We start from the raw sequence: 18,027 nt of genomic DNA on the forward strand, positions 1-18,027 counted from the left end.
CCGCTCCCGTAAAAATATCCACAGCAACACCGCCGCCCTCTACTGAACCTGCTGCTGCGGCTTTGCTGCAAACTGCCTTAGAAACGCGCCGATAACCTTCGCCGCAGCCTTATCATCAAGCGCGTCGGCCAGATCCTGTGGCGTTCTGCCCTCGCTATCCTTGGCGCTTAAATCCGCGCCGGAGGCTATGAGCGCCTCGACGGCGCTTGGCTCCTCGCCTTCCTTTGCAACAGGCGCCGGGGTATTACCCTCCATATCCGCGCCCCTGTCCTCGAGAAGCCATAACATTTCCTCCCATCCCTCGGAAATAACAGTATGCAGCGCCGTACACCCGTGCTTATCTACGGCATTGACGTTTGCGCCGCTTACCACAAGAAGCTCCACCTTCTCCTTCATGCCGTCCGCATACGAATAGGCCGTATAATGAAGCGGAGTTTGTCCGTCGTTATCCACGGCATTCACGTCCGCGCCGGCCGCTACAATGGCCTCTACCATGGCTGCATCGCCAGACTCTATCGCCAGATGAAGCGGTGTGGCTCCGTCCTCGCCGGCCTTGGCATTTACCTCTGCTCCCTTGGACAAAAGAACCTCGACAACGCCGCCACCGTCGTCGGCGCGCGCTGCCACGTGAAGCGGCGTGAAGCCGTATATGTTTTTCGCGTTCACGTCGCCCCCCTTCGCGATAATGGCTTCGGCAACGTCCTTGTAATACGCCCCTGCCGTATGCATGGCCGTGTTGCCGTCCTTGTCTATTGCCTTTATGTCTGCGCCGCTTGCCAGAAGAAGCTTCACGGTCTCATGCGAGCCCTCGATAAGGAGCGGCGTTTTGCCGTCCGAAGAAGCCTTGGCGTTCACGTCAGCGCCCTTTTCAATCAGGAACTTTACGACCTCATCGTCGCCGCGGTTCATGGCGTGATGGAGCGGAGTGTACCCGTTCTTGTCTTTGGCGTTCACATCGGCGCCGAGCGCGGCAAGCGCGTATATCATGCTGGTATTGCCGCTCCTTGCCGCATCGATAAGGCCGCCCCTTAAATAAAAATAGAGGCCTATGCCTATTGCCGCTATCCAGACGCAGATGATGGTATATATGACTATCTTCTCCTTCTTATGCATCAGAGCCTCCCAAACATTTTTTCAATATCAACTCTCGTAAGCCGCTTTACAGCCGGCCTTCCGTGCGGGCATCTTCCGGCTGTTTCTACGTCCATGATATCCCTAAAGAGCATGGCTGCCTCATCAGGCCGCAGCTGCCTCGGCCCCCTGACAACGCTGTGGCAGGCTACACGCATGAGCGCCGAATCAACGGCCTCACTAACACGCGAGGCAGAGCCGAACTCAGCGATATCGGATGCAAGGTCTTTTATAAGGGCCTTATTGTCGCGGCTCCCAAGAATTTCGGGCACTGCCTTTATAAGAAATGTCTCGCCTCCAAGCGAATGAGACGGGCCAAATGGCTCTATCTCAAAGCCCATCTTCATAAGCTCGGGAAGGCTCTTTACGATAGAGTCCTTTTCCTCTGGCGTGGTCTCAACGCGCTCCGGGATGAGAAGATACTGCGATGGCGGCCTTTCTCCTGCAGCGCGGCTTTTACGAAGCTTATCGTAACGAACCCTTTCTGCGGCAGCGTGCTGGTCTATTAATATAAAGGCGTCTTCCTCCTGAAAAAGCAGGAACTCGCCAAAGAGCTGGCCTATGAACGTGGCAGGGGCAAAGGAGGTTTGCACAGGAGCAGGAGAAACAGCAGGCACAAACGAACGCGTAGCAGCTGTGCCCGGTGCAATCTTCGAACCTTGCGCATACGGCCATGCCTTTACGGTCTCGCCAAGGCGCGTCTCTGTGCGCGAAAAAGACGCTGGCGCGCTGCTTACGTGGGAAGCCGCGGCCTCACGGGAAATATTATTTTGCAGCGGCGAGGCCTCCTTTGACAAGAGCACGCTCTTTACAGCGGCCCTCACCATGTCAAAGACAAATGACGTGTTCTTGAAGCGCACCTCTATCTTAGCCGGGTGCACGTTCACGTCCACATCCTCTGGGTTGATCCTGATATCCAAAACAACAAACGGATAGCGGCCCGAAGGAAGCATCTGCATAAAACCGTCCATAACAGCCCGGTTAATGCCCTTATCGCGAACAAAGCGGCCATTGACGTAGGTATAGAGGCTATTCGCGTTAGAGAATGTCAGCTCAGGCGCTCCGACAAAACCCGCAACCGACGCCCCTGCCTCTTTGATTTCTATATCGCGCACAGGAAGGAGCGCGTCGCTGATAGAGGCGCCGAATATGTCAAAGACCCTGTCCTTAAGGCTTCCCTTCTTTACATCAAGAGAAACGCTTTTGCCGTGCACGAGCTTGATTCTAACGTCCGGCCTTGAAAGCGCAATGCGCTTTACTGTTTCGAGTATGCGGCCGAATTCCGTTGACGAGCTTCTAAGAAACTTTAGCCTTGCAGGCGTGTTCGAGAATATGTCCTCGACCTCGACACTTGTGCCGGAGGGAAGCCCCTTGTCTTTTATAGAAGGCTCTCCGCCGCCGTTTACTGTAACGCTTACGCCGGAGTCCTCGTCCGTTGACCTGGTCGAGAGCGTTACTCTCGCTACAGAGGCGATACTTGCAAGCGCTTCGCCGCGAAAGCCCATTGTGCTTATATTGAATAAATCGTCTTCCGAGTATATCTTGCTTGTTGCATGGCGCTCGAAGGCAAGAGAAGCATCCTCGCGTGAGATGCCGCTTCCGTTATCGGTTATGCGGATAAAGGTTTTACCTCCATCGCGGACTTCGATTGCAACGTCGGTCGAACCTGCGTCAAGCGAATTCTCGAGAAGCTCCTTTACAACAGAGGCCGGCCTCTCGACAACTTCGCCCGCGGCAATCTTAACGGAAAGCCGCTCATCCATCTTTTTTATGCGGTTTTTAGCCTTAATAGCCATACCCGAAAAGTATAGAACATTTGGCGTTTTTTTGAAATAGCGGGGTTAAAGAAACTTGCCAAGCGGGCAGGCAGAGCAGCGCGGGTTACGAGGGCGGCAAAAATCCTTGCCTGTCTTTACGATAAGCGCGTGGTACTCGTTGAACATCTCTGTATCGTGCTTTAAATTCTCCATAAAAAGCTTTTGCATGTCATTATACCCGGCCTTTTGGCCTACGATTTTATGGCGCATGAGCATGCGCTTTGTGTACGCATCTATGACAAAGACCGGCCGCTCTGCGGCATAAAGCAAAATCGAATCGCATGTCTCAGGGCCGATGCCGTTTATGGAAAGAAGCTCTTCCCTTAATGCGTCCGTCCTGTGGCCAAACATCTTATCAATGCTGCCGCCATAAATGTCGAAGAGATGGTTAAGGAAGTGCTTTAGCCGCGCTGCCTTGACGTTAAAGTATCCGGCTGGCCGTATATACTGGGCAAGGTCGTGAACGGCAAGGCTGTGCATCTTTTTGGGGTTCAGGGCTTTTGCCTTTTTGAGGTTTACAATCGCCTTTTCAACGTTAGTCCAGTTGGTGTTCTGGGTAAGTATCGCGCCGACAATTATTTCGAACCTCGTGTCCCCGGGCCACCAGTCTTGAGGGCCGAAGGCAGAGAACATCGCCTTATAATACGAGCGCAAAGTTTTCTCGAGGGATATTCTGACAGGTTTGGCCATATGCTGCGATAGTTAAAACGGCGATTTTAGCGCCAAAGTTGTATCTAATCATCGAAAGGCGTAATCAGGCTTACCGCCTCTTTGTTTTTCAGAAATCTGGAAAAAACCTCCATGCCGTTCGACAGCCTGTTGGATTCTAATTCAGATACATTACCTGCATGCTCAAAAGACCATCTTAAACGCCCACCGGGCGGCTCGCCTACCTCATATTCATGCTCCTCATCCTTTGCCCACTCTATGGCCTTAAGTTTTGCCTCTTCTTCGGTTTCCGCCTCTATGACAACGATTCTTTCTTCCCACAAGGGATTATCTCTGGACACAGGAGAGTACGAAGCCTTGAAAAACAAATTCACCGTATACCACATAAAACACCTCCCACATCCAGCCACGGATTTGAAAATCTTTACCAACCACAAACAAACCGAAATCCAATTTTAGCCGGGGCACGCATCGCCAAGCCGGCCTGCGGACTACTTAAATTCATTTTCCCTATATTCAAGCACAGCGGTTTCTTCCACCTCGCGCTCATCGCAATAACCAAACCCTCGTTGCTCACTATACAGTTTCACCTTAAACTTCAAATACACAGAGACCTGTCCACTATCAACCTTAGAGACCTTCAAAATTCCGTCTTCGGGATAACCAAAACAATGCCTTCCGTTAAACACGCCTCTTCCATAAAATACCAACACGCGGCGATTAGAGGCCAGGTCGACTTCACCGCCATTCTCTACCAACTCAACCGGGGCTTCTATGCTTATTTTCTCGTAGCGGTTATCATGACTGTCATAGGTCCGCATGGCATCGAGATGCCAAAGCGTCACAACAGCATCGCCGCCCCGCTTGAGAGCATGGCCATACTGCAAACCAAAAAAGAATTCTTTCTCCTCCGTCTTTTTCCAGGCACGCAGTTCATCACGGTACTTAAGATGTTTCTCTTTCTGCTCAAACTGAACCCCTGTTGCATAGTACTTAAATTCCCGTTTTCCAGGGAAAAAGATGAAGACCACAAGGACAACAGGGATAATCCATAGAAACCTATATCTATTTCTGTACAGGAAAGCCTTCATTGAAAACGCCTCCTGGCATCACACCAAAGCAACCACTCGCACCATATTCGCGTTCGCAAGTTTGCCGTCAGACGAGGAAGAGGCGGTTTTTTCGCGCAGGCGTATTTTGGTAATACGTCGAGCAAGGAAAAACCGCCTCTGACAAAGTATGGCGGCAAAATCGCGAACGCGCCCGCCTGGCAAATCACCGGCCTACATAGCCTTAAGCCTCTCGACCTCTTTGGGAGTCAAAAACCTCCACTGCCCCAAAGGCAGCAGCCCAAGCCTAAGCCCCGCAAATTCTATGCGCTTCAGCTTCTGCACCGGATGCCCGATTGCCATGCACATGCGCTTAACAAGGCGGTTACGGCCTTCGGTAACGATAATCTCTATCCAAGAGTTCTCATCTGTCTTTTTTACAAACCTTGCCTTTGCAGGAAGCGTTCTGCCGTCCTCGAGATACACGCCGCTTTCGAGCTTTCGTATGTCGTCCTGGTCAGGGACGTCTCTTACCTTTACGAGGTATTTTTTCTCAACCTTTGACGACGGGTGCATGAGCGCGTTTGAAAGCTCGCCGTCGTTTGTGAGAAGCAGCACTCCCTCTGCGTCGTAATCAAGGCGGCCTACTGGGTAGACTCTGCCCTTGACCTTTTTTATCAGGTCCATGACAAGCGGACGTTTTTCAGGGTCTGATAAAGAGCAGATGTAGCCCTTTGGTTTGTTGAGGAGCACGTAGACAGGCTTTGTTACCTTAAAGAGCCGCCTACCGTCGAGTTCGATAACATCATTTAATGGGTCGGCCTTTACGCCAAGGGTTACAACCACCTTGCCGTTTACCTTCACCCTGCCTTCCGTGATGAGCTCTTCGGCCTTACGCCTGGATGTTACGCCAGCCGAGGCAATGAGCTTTTGTAAGCGCTCGGCGCCGCCGGATGCCTGGTCTTTCGGCTTCTTTACGGCAGGCGCAGCGCTGCCTTTTCGCGGCCTTCGCTTTAGCGGCTTCGCTGCTGTTCTTCGGAAAAGCGGCCTAGGCTTTGGGGCCTCCCTCTTGTTCTGGCCCTTCTCCTGCTCCGGTTTTGCCTCCGGCCTCTGCTCCGGCTTCTCCCTCTGTCTCGATGCCCGTGGATTCTGTTTCCTCGGAGGCCTCTTCCCTAAGCTTTCTGATTTCTTCTTCTGCCATTTCATTCATTACCCCTTCGCCCTCAACGGCCTCTTCTCCGTAGGCATTTGCGTTAAATTCCTTTTCAAGCGTTTCGATGTCTTTTAGTGTCGGCAGCCCTGCAAGGTCTCTAAGATTGAAGGTCTCGAGAAACTCCTTTGTGGTGCCGTACATGACCGGACGTCCGGGCACTTCCTGCCTGCCAACTATCTTAACGAGCCGCCTTTCGAGAAGCGTTTTCAACACACCTGCCGAATCAACGCCCCTTATGGCCTCGAGCTCGGCCCTTGTGATAGGCTGCTTGTAGGCTACCATCGCAAGGGTCTCAATGCCGGCCCTGCTCATCTTCGGAGTGCCTATCTTAAAGAGCCTCTTTATCCACGGCGCGTTCGCGACCTTTGTCCTAAGCTGAAACCCTCCGGCAACTTCTTCTATATAGATGCCCTTTGCATCCGCCTCGTAATCGGTAACGAGTTCCTTTAGCGCGGCCTTTACAGCGTCTTTCTCAACACCTTCCATAACGCCCGCTATCTTGTCTAACGTGAGCGGATGGTCTGCTGCGAAAATCAGGGCCTCGATTACGGGCTTAAGCGCGTCTTTTTCCATTTCAGTGCACCTCGTTTGAGACCTCGGTAACGGCAGCTGTCTTGGGGGCGGCTGCGTAGACACGTATGATGCCGTCGTCGGTCTGGTTTATTTTTACCATCGTAAGTTTGCAGAGCTCGAGAAGCGCAAGGAAGGTGACTATGATCTCACCTCTAACGGCATCCTTGACAAAGAGCTCGCCAAATACCGCGCTCTTGTCTCTTCCAAGCACTTCCATTATGTGGTTTATCTTATCTGCTATGCGGAAACGGTCTACTGTAACGTCCACGCCGTAGGTCTTCGGGGCCCTTGCCAGTATGTCCTTAAAAGCGCTTAGAAGGTCGAACAGCGAGATATCGGTAAGGAGCGGGCCTTCTTCTATTGTCTCCTCGAGGCCGTCAAGGGGCACGTTTGCCCCGCGCGTGAACACGTCGCGGCCAAGAAGCGGCAGGTTCATCAAATCGTCGGCAGCGTACTTGTACTGCTGGTACTCGATAAGCCTTCTTACAAGCTCCGCCCTCGGGTCAATGCCCTCGTCCTCCTCATCTGCCTCCTCGGGTATGGGCAGAAGCATCTTGCTCTTTATGTGCACAAGGGTTGCTGCCATAAGAAGGAACTCACCTGCAAGGTCCAGGTTCATGGACTTTATTATATCTATATACGAAAGGTACTGCTCCGTAATAACGGCAATCGGGATATCGTAGATATCGACCTCGTTCTTCTTTATAAGATGAAGAAGAAGGTCAAGCGGGCCTTCGAATATCTCGAGCTTTACTTTGTAGTTGGGGTTCACGTTGCGTCTCTCCCTATTTAAGCCCCATGGCTTTTCGCGCGTCGTTCATGGTAGAAGCAGCTACCTCGCGCGCTTTGTCAGCGCCTTTTTTAAGCACACCTTCGACAAAGGACGGGTCTTTCGAAAGCTCCATTCTCTTTTCGCGGATGGGGCGTATACGCTCTACAATCTTCGGTATCGCGCTCCGCTTGCACTCTATGCAGCCAATTGTTGCCCCTGTGCACCCGGCCTTCACCCATTCAAGGGTGGAAGCGTCAGAGTATATCACATGATAAGAGGTGTAGAAAGGACATTGCCCCGGAGTGCCAGGGTCTGTCTTTCTCTTCCTTGCAGTGTCGGTTACCATGGCAGAAAGCTTTTTCTCTATTACCGAGTCCTCGTCAGAGAGGTACACGGCGTTGTCGTATGACTTGCTCATCTTACGGCCGTCGGTGCCAAGGACCTTCGAGGCCTCTGTCAGTAAAGTAGCGGGTTCGGGGAATGTCTCGCCGTAGAGAAAGTTAAAGCGCCTGGTTATTTCCCTTGATAGCTCCACATGCGGCGCCTGGTCTACTCCAACAGGCACCTTGTTGGCCTTGTATACTATAATGTCGGCTGTCTGGAGTACCGGATAACCGAGGAAACCAAAGGTATGGATGTCCTTATCCTTAAGTTCGGTCATCTGTTCCTTGTAAGTTGGATTCCTCTCAAGCCACGGTATTGGCGTTATCATGGATAAAAGCACGAAAAGCTCTGCATGCTCGAGCACATCGGACTGCCTAAATATCACTGACTTCTCGGGGTCTATGCCAACGCTTATCCAATCTAGCACCATGTCAGTGACATTTGCCTTGACGGTCTTTGTATCTGCGTACCCGGTAGTAAGCGCGTGCCAGTCGGCTACAAAGAAGAAGCATTCATCCGTTGCCATGAGCTTTAGCCAGTTTTCGAGGACCCCGTGGTAATGGCCAAGGTGCAGCTTCCCCGACGGCCTCATTCCGCTAAGTACGCGAGCTTTTTTCATACTCCCCCTGTTCCGCTGTAAAGAAGATACAATGTGATTTTATAAAACGGCGCGCTTATATAAGACGTAACGCCGCTTACTACAACGGCAATGAGTATGAACATGCCGTAAGGCTCTATCCTTGAAAATGTCGAGGCCGCGCTGTAAGGCAAAAAATGCTCGAGAATTTTGCTGCCGTCGAGCGGATGAATCGGAAGCATATTAAAGACCGCGAGCGAGACATTGATAAAAACAAGCATCTGTAGCATCGATATCAGCTGAAACGACACCTCTCCGGGCATTACGCCGGTAACGCCCGGAATAAACATGACGGCCCTGAAGACAATTATGCCCACACAGGCGAGCATTATATTGGAGGCCGGGCCGGCAAGGCTAACGAGCATAAGGTCCCTCGACGGATGCCCCATAAGACGCGGATTCACGGGCACGGGCTTTGCCCAGCCTATGAAGCCCGAGAAAAATATCATTAAGGTCCCTATCGGATCCAGATGCTTTATCGGGTTTAACGTCACGCGCCCGAGCATCGCTGCCGTAGGGTCGCCAAAACGCATGGCAGTATACGCGTGCGCAGCCTCGTGCACGGTTAAAGAGATGAGGATTGGCGGTACGCTAAGCAGTAATTGCTCCAGATTTATATTAAACATCTCCTGAGTTTAACAGATAACTTTTCCGCCAGTCAACGTAAATCTAAGATGCGGCGGAGCAAAGACGCGAAAAAACCGCGCATGGCAAAAAATACCGAAAATTCAAAAATATCTTGACTATTTCGACGATTAAGTGATAGATATATAAGATACCGAATATTCAAAAAACTTCGTAAAACCACAGGGTTCAGGGAAAATGCCGAAAAAGATACTCTTAGCCGACGATTCAATTACAATACAGAAAGTCATATCCCTCACTCTCGCCAGCGAAGACATGCAGATTACGATAGTAGGCGACGGCAACTCTGCCGTGCAATCTGCAAAGGAATCGAGGCCGGACTTAATCCTTGCCGACGTTGCCATGCCAGGAAAGACCGGGTACGAAGTCTGCGAGGCAGTGAAGGCAGACCCTGCTCTTGCAGGAGTTCCGGTGATGCTCATATCCGGAACGTTTGAGCCGCTAGACCCTGCGGCAGCTGAAAGAGTTAAGGCCGACGACCACATAGTAAAGCCGTTTGAATCCGAAGACCTTATAAAGAAAATCAAAGCGCTTCTTGCAAAGGCAGGCGGAGCACCTGCAGCAGCGGCACCTGCGCCTGCGCCAAAACAAGCGGCAGCACCGCCACCGCCGCCGCCACCTGCTCCGAAACCTGCGGCAGCGCCGCCACCTGCGCCACCACCTGCTCCGAAACCTGCGGCAGCGCCGCCACCTGCGCCGCCACCTGCGCCGCCGCCTGCTCCAAAACCGGCACCGGCTGCGCCTGCAGCAGAGGTATGGGAAGCAAGCGATTTTCTAGGCGCTCCTGAGGAACCGGCAGCCAAGGCAGCTCCTTCGCAAGACGTTGCAGACGAATTCGGATTTCTGGATGCGCCGCCGCCTCCGCCGCCTGCTCCAAAACCAGCGGCAAAACCGGCAGCGCCGAAACCGGCTGGTGATGACTTTTTCGATCTAAGCCTTGATGAAGCGCCAAAGGCAGCTCCTAAACCTGCGGCAGCACCACCACCGGCACCGAAACCCGCGACAGCGCCGCCGCCAAGACCTGCCGCGCCTGCGCAGGCATACGCTCCGGCCTCTGGAGAAGGACTTGCCGGGCTCTCGAAGGAAGAGCTTACGGAGATGGTCCGCAAGATGGCAAGAGAGATTATCGAGGAAGTTGCCTGGGAAGTTGTGCCTGACATGGCCGAGGACATGATTAAAAAGGAATTCCTCGAAAAACTCAAGAAGGCGATGAGCAGGCCGGAATAACGACGGCTAACGCACGAGCAAACGGGGGACAACGCCGGGGCAAAACCAGGCGTTTCCCCTTTTCACTTTAAAGGGCATCACATGGACAAAAAAGAACTCGAAAAAGTATACGAACCAAAAAGCGTCGAAAGCAGATGGAGCGAGCTCTGGGCGAAGAAGGAGACATTTCGCGCGCCGGAATTCTCGTCAAAGGATACCTTCTCCATGGTAATCCCTCCGCCAAACATCACCGGCTCTTTGCACATGGGGCACGCGCTAAACAACACGCTCCAGGACATACTGGCGCGCCACATGAGGCTTACGGGCAAGGACGTGCTCTGGGTGCCGGGAACCGACCACGCCGGAATAGCCACGCAAAACGTGGTTGAGAAAAAGCTCCACGCAGAGGGCACGGACCGCCACAAGATGGGCAGGGAAAAGTTCATCGAGCGGGTCTGGAAGTGGAAGGAAGAAAGCGGCGGCACGATAGTCGGCCAGCTAAAGCGCCTTGGCGCGTCCTGCGACTGGTCGAGAGAAGCCTTCACCATGAACGAGGGCTTAAGTAAAGCCGTTCAAAAGGTATTTGTTGACCTGTTTAACGAAGGGCTCATCTACAGAGACGAACGCCTCATAAACTGGTGCCCGAGATGCCACACCGCTCTATCGGATATAGAAGTCGAGCACGAGGAAAGTGCGGGAAAGCTCTATCACATACGTTACCATTTATCCGATGACGAGACGAAGTTCCTAACCGTTGCGACCACCAGGCCAGAGACCATGCTTGGCGACACGGCAGTTGCCATAAACCCCGACGACGACCGCCACAAGGAATTCGCCGGAAAAACGCTTAACCTCCCCCTCACCTCGCGAAAGATCCCGATTGTCGAGGATAAGATGGTCGATACCGAGTTCGGCACGGGTGCCGTGAAGATAACCCCTGCGCACGACTTTAACGACTTCGAGGCAGGCGTAAGACACAATCTAAAAAGAATCTCCATCTTCGACGAGAACGCGCACGTAAAGGACTTGGTCCCGGACGTTAACAAGGACGTGCTCGAAGAGGTAAAGAATCTTCACGCGCACAAGGCAAGAGAAAAGGTCATACACATATTAAAGGAACAAGGCTTCATCACAAAGACAGAGGATCACGACCACGCGGTCGGCAAATGCTACAGGTGTAAGACCGTAATCGAGCCCTATCTTTCGCCGCAGTGGTATGTGAAGACAAAGCCCCTTGCAGAGGAAGCAATAAAAGCCGTTCAAACAGGGGCTACACGCATCATCCCCAAGACTTGGGAAAATACCTATTTCGAGTGGATGAGAAATATAAAAGACTGGTGCGTGTCGAGACAAATTTGGTGGGGGCACAGGATACCTGCCTATTACTGTGACGACTGCAATAAAGGCAAATGGGCGGAGATAAAGGGCGAGAAAAAATTCTTTGCCAACGCAAAGGTCAATGTACGCGCAGACGAGATAACCAAATGCCCTGACTGCGGCTCGAAAAACATAACACGCGAAACCGACGTGCTCGATACCTGGTTCTCGAGCGCGCTCTGGCCGTTCTCAACTCTTGGGTGGCCGGAAAAGACCAAAGAGCTCGAGCACTACTACCCGACATCGACGCTCGTCACCGGCTTTGACATCATATTTTTCTGGGTCGCAAGGATGATGATGATGGGCCTTAAGTTCATGGGCAAGGTGCCGTTTAAGGACGTCTACATCCACGCCCTTGTCAGAGACGCAGAAGGCCAGAAGATGAGCAAGAGTAAGGGTAACGTAATAGACCCGCTTACCATCATGGATAAATACGGCACCGACGCGCTAAGATTTACGCTCACGGCAATGGCAGCGCAGGGGCGCGACGTAAAGCTCTCGGAGGAAAGAATCGAGGGCTACAGGAACTTCTGCAACAAGATATGGAACCTCGCGAGGTTCACCCTCATGAACGTCGAGAGCGCGGGAGAACTGCCAAAGAACTTAAACACTGCCGATAAGTGGATACTCTCGAAGCTCTTTGAGGCAACAAAGGCAACTGCCACGCATATCGAGCGTTACGAGTTCGATGCTGCGGCACGAAGCACGTACGCGTTTACGTGGCACGAGATCTGCGACTGGTATGTCGAGCTAATAAAACAAGACCTTCGCGGCGATAACGGCGAAGAAAGAAAACGAGATTCAGCGCTCGTGCTCCTTCACACGCTAAAAGGCACGCTAAAGATGCTAAACCCGTTCATGCCGTTTATTACCGAAGAAATATACTCATACCTTCCGGGTGTCGCCTCCTCCATAACCGAAGAAGGATATTCGAAGGCACCGGGCTTTTCTTATGGCGAGGATGTCCAATCGGTCGAATGCGCGATCCGTACGATTACGGCAATAAGGAACGTTAGAACTGAACTTAACCTTCCGTTATCTGCAGAGCTTACTCCGGTTGCGATTACTGCCGACGACGCGTCGCACAGGGCGTTGTCTTCTCTATCTGCCTACATAACAAAGCTTGCGAGGTTAAAAAGCTTCGGCATCGTAAAAGGCGGCGCAAAGCCCGAGAAGTCAGCTGTCGCAATAGTCGAGGGCGTTACAATGGGCGAAAGAATCGAGGTCCACGTGCCGGTTGCAGGTCTGATAGACGCGGCATCCGAGATAAAAAGGCTTTCAAAAGAACTCGAAAAAACAGAAAAGGAACTCGGCGGCCTTACCTCCAAGCTCTCTAACGAGGAGTTCGTAAAAAAGGCGCCCGAAGAGGTGGTTCGAAAGGACAAGGCCCGGGTAGATACCCTTAACGAGAAAAAGGCCGCCATCAAGGCCGCAATCGAAAGAGTAAGGAGCCTCGAGTGATGGCAAAAGCCGGGGCAAAAAAACAAGGGGCAAGGCAGGGCTTCGACTACGTGGGCATGCTCGTAAAAGCCGCTCTTGCAGAAGACATCGGCTCCGGCGACATAACCACAAAGGCCGCAATAGACAATGGGGCAAAGGGCCGGGCCGCCGTACGGGCAAAAGAGCAGCTAACCCTTGCCGGAATAAGCGTCGCTGTGCTCGTGTTCAAGACGTTCGATAAATCGCTAAAATGCAAAACACTCGTTAACGACGGCAAAGAGGTGAAAAAAGGCGCCTCGCTCATGGAGGTCTCCGGAAGCCTCTCGTCCATACTCACGGCAGAGCGTGTGGCGCTTAACTTTCTTCAGCGCCTCTCAGGCATCGCCACCCTCACATCGGAGTACGTAAAACTCGCAAAAGGCGCTGGCGTTAAAATTCTCGACACGCGAAAAACGACCCCGTGCTTACGGATGCTCGAAAAATACGCGGTAAAGACCGGCGGCGGCTCCAACCACCGCTTCGGGCTCTTCGACGCAGCGCTTATAAAGGACAACCACATAGCTGCGGCAGGCTCGATAAAAAAGGCGGTGGAGCGCGTAAGAAGGAGCATCCCTCACGGCACTCCGCTCGAGGTCGAGACGGAAACATTAAAGGAAGTAAAAGAAGCGCTCGACGCCGGAGCAGACATCATCATGCTCGACAACATGAGTGTGGCCGAGATGAAAAAGGCCGTAAGGCTCGTCTCCGGCCGCGCCTTTACAGAGGCCTCAGGCGGCATAACGCTTAAAAATATCGCGCAAATCGCAAAGACCGGCGTTGACTGCATATCTATCGGCGCGCTCACTCACTCGGCACCCTCGGTCGACATAAGCCTCGACGTGCTATGAAAACACAGACAGACGGCATAGACCGGGACATACTCGGCTTTCTCAAGGCCAACCGCGGCAACTACGTCTCCGGACAGGAAATATGCGAAAACCTCGGCATATCGCGTAACGCCGTGTGGAAGCACATGAAGGCGCTAAAGGCCGCCGGATACCCCATAGACGCGAAATCGAGAAAAGGCTATGTGCTTACGCAGGCGAACTCTCCGTTCAACGCAATGGAGATAGAGTCTGTGCTCAAAACAAAGTTCATAGGCAAAGACCTTCACTTCATGGAAACAACGGAATCGACCAACTCGGTAGCCATGGAGCTTGCAAAAGGCGGCGCGGCCGAAGGCGCTGCAGTAATAAGCGACTCGCAAAAAAGCGGCAAAGGGCGCATGGGCCGGCGCTGGCACTCGCCTCCCGGGGTAAACATCTACACGTCCGTGATACTCAGGCCGCGCATCGCCCCGCACTCTGCCCCCGTTCTCTCGCTCGCAGCCGCAGTTGCGGTAGTCGAGGCGATAGAGGCAGTATCTGGGATAAAGGCCTCGGTCAAATGGCCAAACGACGTGCAGATAAACTCCAAAAAGGTCTCGGGCATACTTTTTGAGATGGCCTCGGACCCGGATACCGTAAAGCACATGGCAGTCGGCATCGGCATCAACGTGAACATGGACGCCGAAAAAACCCCTGAGGACATACGGGGCCTCTCCACCTCGCTTAAAAAGGAAAGCGGCAAAGAGATATCCAGAGTAGAAGCGGTCGCAGCCCTTTATTTCAGCCTCGAAAAATGGTATAAGATATTCTTGGACAAGGGAAACCCGCAGGTACTGGACGCATGGAGAAACTGTTTTAACGGAAAAGGCAAGGATATAAAAGTAAACGGCTTATCCGGGGCCGTGGAGGGCGTTTGCGAGGGCATAGACTCAAGCGGCGCGCTTCTTGTCAGAACAAAAGCAGGCGTAACCGAGCGCATAATGGCCGGGGACGTGAGCCTGTAGAGAGATAACCCGAGTGCTCCTAACGATAGACATAGGGAACTCTACCGTATTCATAGGGGCCAACGAAGGCGGCGTGATAACGCGCACATGGCGTCTCTCAACGGACAGAGAGCGCACCGGGGACGAATATGGCATAATGCTAAAGGAGTTATTTGCCGCATCAGGGCTTAACACCTCCGGCATAAAGGGCGCGGCAATGTCGTGCGTTGTGCCCTCTCTTAGGGATTCGTTCGTATCCGCGCTCGAGCGATACGTAGGCGTAACGCCGCTCGTAATCGAGCCGGGGGTAAAGACAGGGATGCCGATAATCACCGACAACCCAAAGGAGGTCGGCGCGGACAGAATCGTCGGAGCGGTGGCAGCGTACCACAAGCACAAATGCGAATTAATCGTGGTGGACATGGGCACGGCAATAACCTTCGACCACGTAACGAAAAAAGGCGAATACGCAGGGGGCGCAATCGCCCCTGGCGTACAAATTTCGGCAACGGCGCTATTCAAGGCTGCGGCAAAGCTTCCGAAGGTGGACATATCGAGACCGCGCTTTGTTGTCGGCAAGAACACCATAGACGGGCTTAAAAGCGGCATATACTTCGGCTTTGCCGCTCTCATCGACGGCATGGTCGAGAGAATCAAGAAAGAAACCGCGCCGTCTGCAAAGGTGGTTGCAACAGGCGGGCACGCCGAACTCTTTGCAAAGGAATCGAAGACCATAAACGAAGTGGACGAGCTTTTGATACTCAAAGGGCTCGAAATCATATACGAGGCGAACGCAAAATGAGCGCTACAGAAGAAGCAAGGAACGCGTTCCTTGCCGCAAAAAAACACCTGAGGGAAAAAAACCTCGACTCGGCCAGGGCCGAGTTTGAGAACGCGTACCGCCTTGACTCCGATAACCCCTCCTACATGTCGTACCACGGCATGATAGAGGCCGTAAAGTCCAACAAGATAGGTTACGGCTTGGACCTCTGCACAAGGGCCATAAAAAAAGAGTTCTTCAAGCCCGACTACTACGTGAACCTCGCCAGGGTCTACGTTACTGCCGGAAATAAGAAAGGCGCGATAATGGCCCTCAAAAAGGGGCTTCGCTTCGACCCCAACTCTGACGACATCCACGACATGCTAATCGACCTCGGAGTTCGCCACAGACAAATTCTGCCGTTTTTACCGAGGGCGAACTTCTTAAATAAGTACCTCGGCCTTCTCTTCAGGCGCATAATACCGGACATGTTAAGGAAGAAGCCGCCGGAGTTCGAGGAGGAAGAATCCAAGGAAGAAAAAAACCCGGCAAAGCGGCAGAAAGCAGCCGCTGCAAAAGTCAGTAAAAAACCTTAAAACGCGGCGGCAGGCACGCAATGGCCGCCCCAACAAACAACCATGAAAGTAAATAAGACCGTATACGGATACGTATCGCCGATGACCAACAGGGATGTAAAGCTCAACGTGGCAAGCGGCGCGGTATCGCTAAAACCCTCGGACCTCCTCTCCGCGATATCAATACTCGTGCATGACAAGGACACGGACATAAGAACGGCTGCAAAGACAAGTCTCGCAAAGATCGCCCCTGACGTTATAAGCAAGGCGATAACCGAAGGTGTCGAGCCCGAGGTGTTAAAGGAAATCGCGTACTCGCGCTTTGCATCCGAGAGCATAACTCTCGAGATAGCGCTCACCTCGACCGTCGGCGACGATACCCTTACCTTTCTTGCCTGGAACGGGCCGGCAAAGACCGCGTCGTTTATCGGAGGACTAAAAGAGCGCATCGAAAAATGCCCGAAGATAGCCGAGGCGCTACAGGCCAACAAGAACCTCGAGCCCCCTACCGCGGCAGCGCCGGATAACGACGATATAGGAGAGCTTAGCGAAGAAGAGGAAAAAAAGCTCCTCGAGGCTGCGGAAAAGGCCGAAGTTCCGGAAGAACTTCTCCACGACACGCCTCCGGACAAGCCTCTTAACATAACACAACTCCTAAACACCATGAACGTCACGGAAAAAATCAAACTCGCCATGACGGGAAATAAAGAGGCCAGGGGCGCGCTCATAAAATCGTCGAACAAGCTCATCTCGACAGCGGTACTGAAAAACGCAAGGATAACCGACGAGGAAGTCATAAACCTTACGGCCACCAAAGGCACCCCGGACACGCTGCTACGAATGGTTGCCAGGGACAAGGAATGGATGCAGAGCTACGTCATCCGTAAAAACGTCATAACAAACCCGAAGACGCCGCTCGACATCTCCATGCGCGCGCTAAACCAACTTGACATAAAGGACGTGGAGAACATCGCCAGAAGCAAGGGCGTATCCAGCGCCCTTGCCTCAGCGGCCAAGAAAATAGTCGATTCAAAACAGAAAAAGAAACACTAGGCCGCGCGGCATGGCAGATTACTCATGACCGTAGGGCTGCATCTATCAATAGCAGGCGGGTTCCATAAAGCGATTGAACGGGCGACCGAGGAAGGGGCCGATTGTCTGCAGATATTTTGCCGCTCCCCGAGGTCATGGGATGGCGGCGACACAAAAGACATCGAGGCAGAGGCAAAGCGCTTTAGAGAAACAAGAAAAAAATCGGGCATAGGCCCTATAGTGGTGCACGCCTCTTACTTGATAAACGCTGCAACGCCCGACAACGCGCTCTACAAAAAGTCGCTTGCGCTTCTATCTAAAGAACTCTCTATCGCGGCCCTGCTTGGCGCAGAGTTCTATGTGCTACATCCGGGAAGCCGCGGCCAGACATCCAAAGAGGCGGCAATAGAGCGCCTCGCTGACGCCGTAAGAGCGGCAGTAAAAAAAGCTGGGAAAGACGCCCCTGCCCTGCTAATCGAGAACACTGCCGGGGCAGGCTCGCAGCTTGGAGGAGACCTTTTAACAATAGCGGCAATTCTAAATACGCTTAAAGGAGTAAAGGCAGGGCTCTGTTTCGACACGTGCCACGCATTCGCAAGCGGCCTCAAGATGTCGGATAAGACGGATGCTTTGGCGCTTACGAAGCTCATCGACTCAACCGTCGGAACAAAGCGCCTATCTCTTATACATCTTAACGACTCAAAGGGCGGCCTCGGCTCCAACATAGACCGCCACGAGCACATAGGCAAAGGACGTATCGGGCTTACCGGGCTCGGGGCTTTTCTAAAGATAAAAGAAATACGGCGCGTTCCCGTGATACTCGAAACGCCAAAGAACAGAGCAGGCGACGACAAAATGAACCTGAAGACAACCCGGGCGCTACAGAGCTAAAGAAACA

17 protein-coding genes and 1 pseudogene are annotated in these 18,027 nt (G+C 52.8%); 8 read left to right on the forward strand and 10 right to left on the reverse strand.

All coding sequences use genetic code 11. From position 1 onward, the window contains the following. Positions 1–39: 39 nt before the first annotated feature. The 10 genes and pseudogenes from OEV59_07865 to OEV59_07910 form a co-directional block, all read right to left on the reverse strand. On the reverse strand, positions 40–1,113 hold the full coding sequence (locus OEV59_07865) for an ankyrin repeat domain-containing protein (protein MDH4227644.1): 1,074 nt from the start codon (positions 1,111–1,113) through the stop codon (positions 40–42). Further along, positions 1,113–2,927, reverse strand: a complete 1,815-nt coding sequence (gene mutL / locus OEV59_07870) for a DNA mismatch repair endonuclease MutL (GenBank protein MDH4227645.1) — start codon at positions 2,925–2,927, stop codon at positions 1,113–1,115. The genes OEV59_07865 and mutL overlap by 1 nt, the downstream gene beginning before the upstream one ends. A 45-nt stretch (positions 2,928–2,972) precedes the next feature. After that, on the reverse strand, positions 2,973–3,638 hold the full coding sequence (locus OEV59_07875; GenBank protein MDH4227646.1) for an endonuclease III domain-containing protein: 666 nt from the start codon (positions 3,636–3,638) through the stop codon (positions 2,973–2,975). A 44-nt stretch (positions 3,639–3,682) separates the two neighbouring features. Beyond that, entirely contained in the window at positions 3,683–4,003 is a 321-nt protein-coding gene (locus OEV59_07880; protein MDH4227647.1) for a DUF4288 domain-containing protein, read from the reverse strand. A 105-nt stretch (positions 4,004–4,108) separates the two neighbouring features. Further along, positions 4,109–4,708, reverse strand: a complete 600-nt coding sequence (locus OEV59_07885) for a hypothetical protein (GenBank protein ID MDH4227648.1) — start codon at positions 4,706–4,708, stop codon at positions 4,109–4,111. A gap of 192 nt (positions 4,709–4,900) precedes the next feature. Next, positions 4,901–5,608, reverse strand: a pseudogene (locus tag OEV59_07890) (rRNA pseudouridine synthase). Positions 5,609–5,714: 106 nt separating this feature from the next. Continuing rightward, positions 5,715–6,452 (reverse strand): SMC-Scp complex subunit ScpB, encoded by a 738-nt coding sequence (gene scpB, locus OEV59_07895; GenBank protein ID MDH4227649.1) that lies wholly within the window; start codon positions 6,450–6,452, stop codon positions 5,715–5,717. Between the two features lies 1 nt (position 6,453). Continuing rightward, a complete protein-coding gene (locus OEV59_07900; GenBank protein MDH4227650.1) occupies positions 6,454–7,224 on the reverse strand; it encodes a segregation/condensation protein A in 771 nt (256 codons plus the stop codon). Between the two features lie 13 nt (positions 7,225–7,237). Next, positions 7,238–8,227, reverse strand: a complete 990-nt coding sequence (gene trpS / locus OEV59_07905; protein ID MDH4227651.1) for a tryptophan--tRNA ligase — start codon at positions 8,225–8,227, stop codon at positions 7,238–7,240. Continuing rightward, positions 8,224–8,871, reverse strand: coding sequence for a site-2 protease family protein (locus tag OEV59_07910; protein MDH4227652.1), 648 nt, complete (start codon positions 8,869–8,871; stop codon positions 8,224–8,226). The genes trpS and OEV59_07910 overlap by 4 nt, the downstream gene beginning before the upstream one ends. A gap of 196 nt (positions 8,872–9,067) precedes the next feature. On the opposite strand from OEV59_07910, the gene OEV59_07915 reads away from it, so the two are divergent. The 8 genes from OEV59_07915 (at position 9,068) to OEV59_07950 (ending at position 18,020) form a co-directional block, all read left to right on the forward strand. Further along, positions 9,068–10,117 (forward strand): response regulator, encoded by a 1,050-nt coding sequence (locus tag OEV59_07915; GenBank protein MDH4227653.1) that lies wholly within the window; start codon positions 9,068–9,070, stop codon positions 10,115–10,117. Between the two features lie 81 nt (positions 10,118–10,198). Continuing rightward, positions 10,199–12,934, forward strand: coding sequence for a valine--tRNA ligase (locus OEV59_07920; protein MDH4227654.1), 2,736 nt, complete (start codon positions 10,199–10,201; stop codon positions 12,932–12,934). Beyond that, the gene (gene nadC, locus OEV59_07925) at positions 12,934–13,800 is read left to right on the forward strand and encodes a carboxylating nicotinate-nucleotide diphosphorylase (protein MDH4227655.1); all 867 of its coding nucleotides are present in this window, start codon (positions 12,934–12,936) and stop codon (positions 13,798–13,800) included. The genes OEV59_07920 and nadC overlap by 1 nt, the downstream gene beginning before the upstream one ends. After that, positions 13,797–14,783, forward strand: a complete 987-nt coding sequence (locus OEV59_07930) for a biotin--[acetyl-CoA-carboxylase] ligase (GenBank protein MDH4227656.1) — start codon at positions 13,797–13,799, stop codon at positions 14,781–14,783. Before nadC ends, OEV59_07930 begins: the two co-directional genes overlap by 4 nt. 13 nt (positions 14,784–14,796) lie before the next feature. Next, a complete protein-coding gene (locus tag OEV59_07935; GenBank protein ID MDH4227657.1) occupies positions 14,797–15,564 on the forward strand; it encodes a type III pantothenate kinase in 768 nt (255 codons plus the stop codon). Beyond that, positions 15,561–16,118, forward strand: a complete 558-nt coding sequence (locus OEV59_07940; GenBank protein MDH4227658.1) for a hypothetical protein — start codon at positions 15,561–15,563, stop codon at positions 16,116–16,118. The genes OEV59_07935 and OEV59_07940 overlap by 4 nt, the downstream gene beginning before the upstream one ends. A gap of 42 nt (positions 16,119–16,160) precedes the next feature. After that, positions 16,161–17,150 carry a hypothetical protein gene (locus tag OEV59_07945; protein ID MDH4227659.1) on the forward strand — a complete coding sequence of 330 codons (990 nt, stop codon included), beginning with the start codon at positions 16,161–16,163 and terminating at the stop codon, positions 17,148–17,150. Between the two features lie 24 nt (positions 17,151–17,174). Beyond that, positions 17,175–18,020: a deoxyribonuclease IV gene (locus OEV59_07950; GenBank protein MDH4227660.1), complete on the forward strand. Its 846-nt coding sequence runs from the start codon at positions 17,175–17,177 to the stop codon at positions 18,018–18,020. The last annotated feature ends 7 nt before the right edge of the window (positions 18,021–18,027 follow it).

Source organism: Deltaproteobacteria bacterium (assembly GCA_029858205.1).
In the GTDB taxonomy this organism is placed as follows: Bacteria; Desulfobacterota; GWC2-55-46; order GWC2-55-46; family DRQE01; genus JAOUFM01.

Coding starts and splice junctions, on each gene's coding strand:
- OEV59_07865 (MDH4227644.1), bottom strand. CDS start 1,113: ATGCATAAGAAGGAGAAGATAGTCATATATACCATCATCTGCGTCTGG.
- mutL (MDH4227645.1), bottom strand. CDS start 2,927: ATGGCTATTAAGGCTAAAAACCGCATAAAAAAGATGGATGAGCGGCTT.
- OEV59_07875 (MDH4227646.1), bottom strand. CDS start 3,638: ATGGCCAAACCTGTCAGAATATCCCTCGAGAAAACTTTGCGCTCGTAT.
- OEV59_07880 (MDH4227647.1), bottom strand. CDS start 4,003: ATGTGGTATACGGTGAATTTGTTTTTCAAGGCTTCGTACTCTCCTGTG.
- OEV59_07885 (MDH4227648.1), bottom strand. CDS start 4,708: ATGAAGGCTTTCCTGTACAGAAATAGATATAGGTTTCTATGGATTATC.
- scpB (MDH4227649.1), bottom strand. CDS start 6,452: ATGGAAAAAGACGCGCTTAAGCCCGTAATCGAGGCCCTGATTTTCGCA.
- trpS (MDH4227651.1), bottom strand. CDS start 8,227: ATGAAAAAAGCTCGCGTACTTAGCGGAATGAGGCCGTCGGGGAAGCTG.
- OEV59_07910 (MDH4227652.1), bottom strand. CDS start 8,871: ATGTTTAATATAAATCTGGAGCAATTACTGCTTAGCGTACCGCCAATC.
- OEV59_07915 (MDH4227653.1), top strand. CDS start 9,068: ATGCCGAAAAAGATACTCTTAGCCGACGATTCAATTACAATACAGAAA.
- OEV59_07920 (MDH4227654.1), top strand. CDS start 10,199: ATGGACAAAAAAGAACTCGAAAAAGTATACGAACCAAAAAGCGTCGAA.
- nadC (MDH4227655.1), top strand. CDS start 12,934: ATGGCAAAAGCCGGGGCAAAAAAACAAGGGGCAAGGCAGGGCTTCGAC.
- OEV59_07930 (MDH4227656.1), top strand. CDS start 13,797: ATGAAAACACAGACAGACGGCATAGACCGGGACATACTCGGCTTTCTC.
- OEV59_07940 (MDH4227658.1), top strand. CDS start 15,561: ATGAGCGCTACAGAAGAAGCAAGGAACGCGTTCCTTGCCGCAAAAAAA.
- OEV59_07945 (MDH4227659.1), top strand. CDS start 16,161: ATGAAAGTAAATAAGACCGTATACGGATACGTATCGCCGATGACCAAC.
- OEV59_07950 (MDH4227660.1), top strand. CDS start 17,175: ATGACCGTAGGGCTGCATCTATCAATAGCAGGCGGGTTCCATAAAGCG.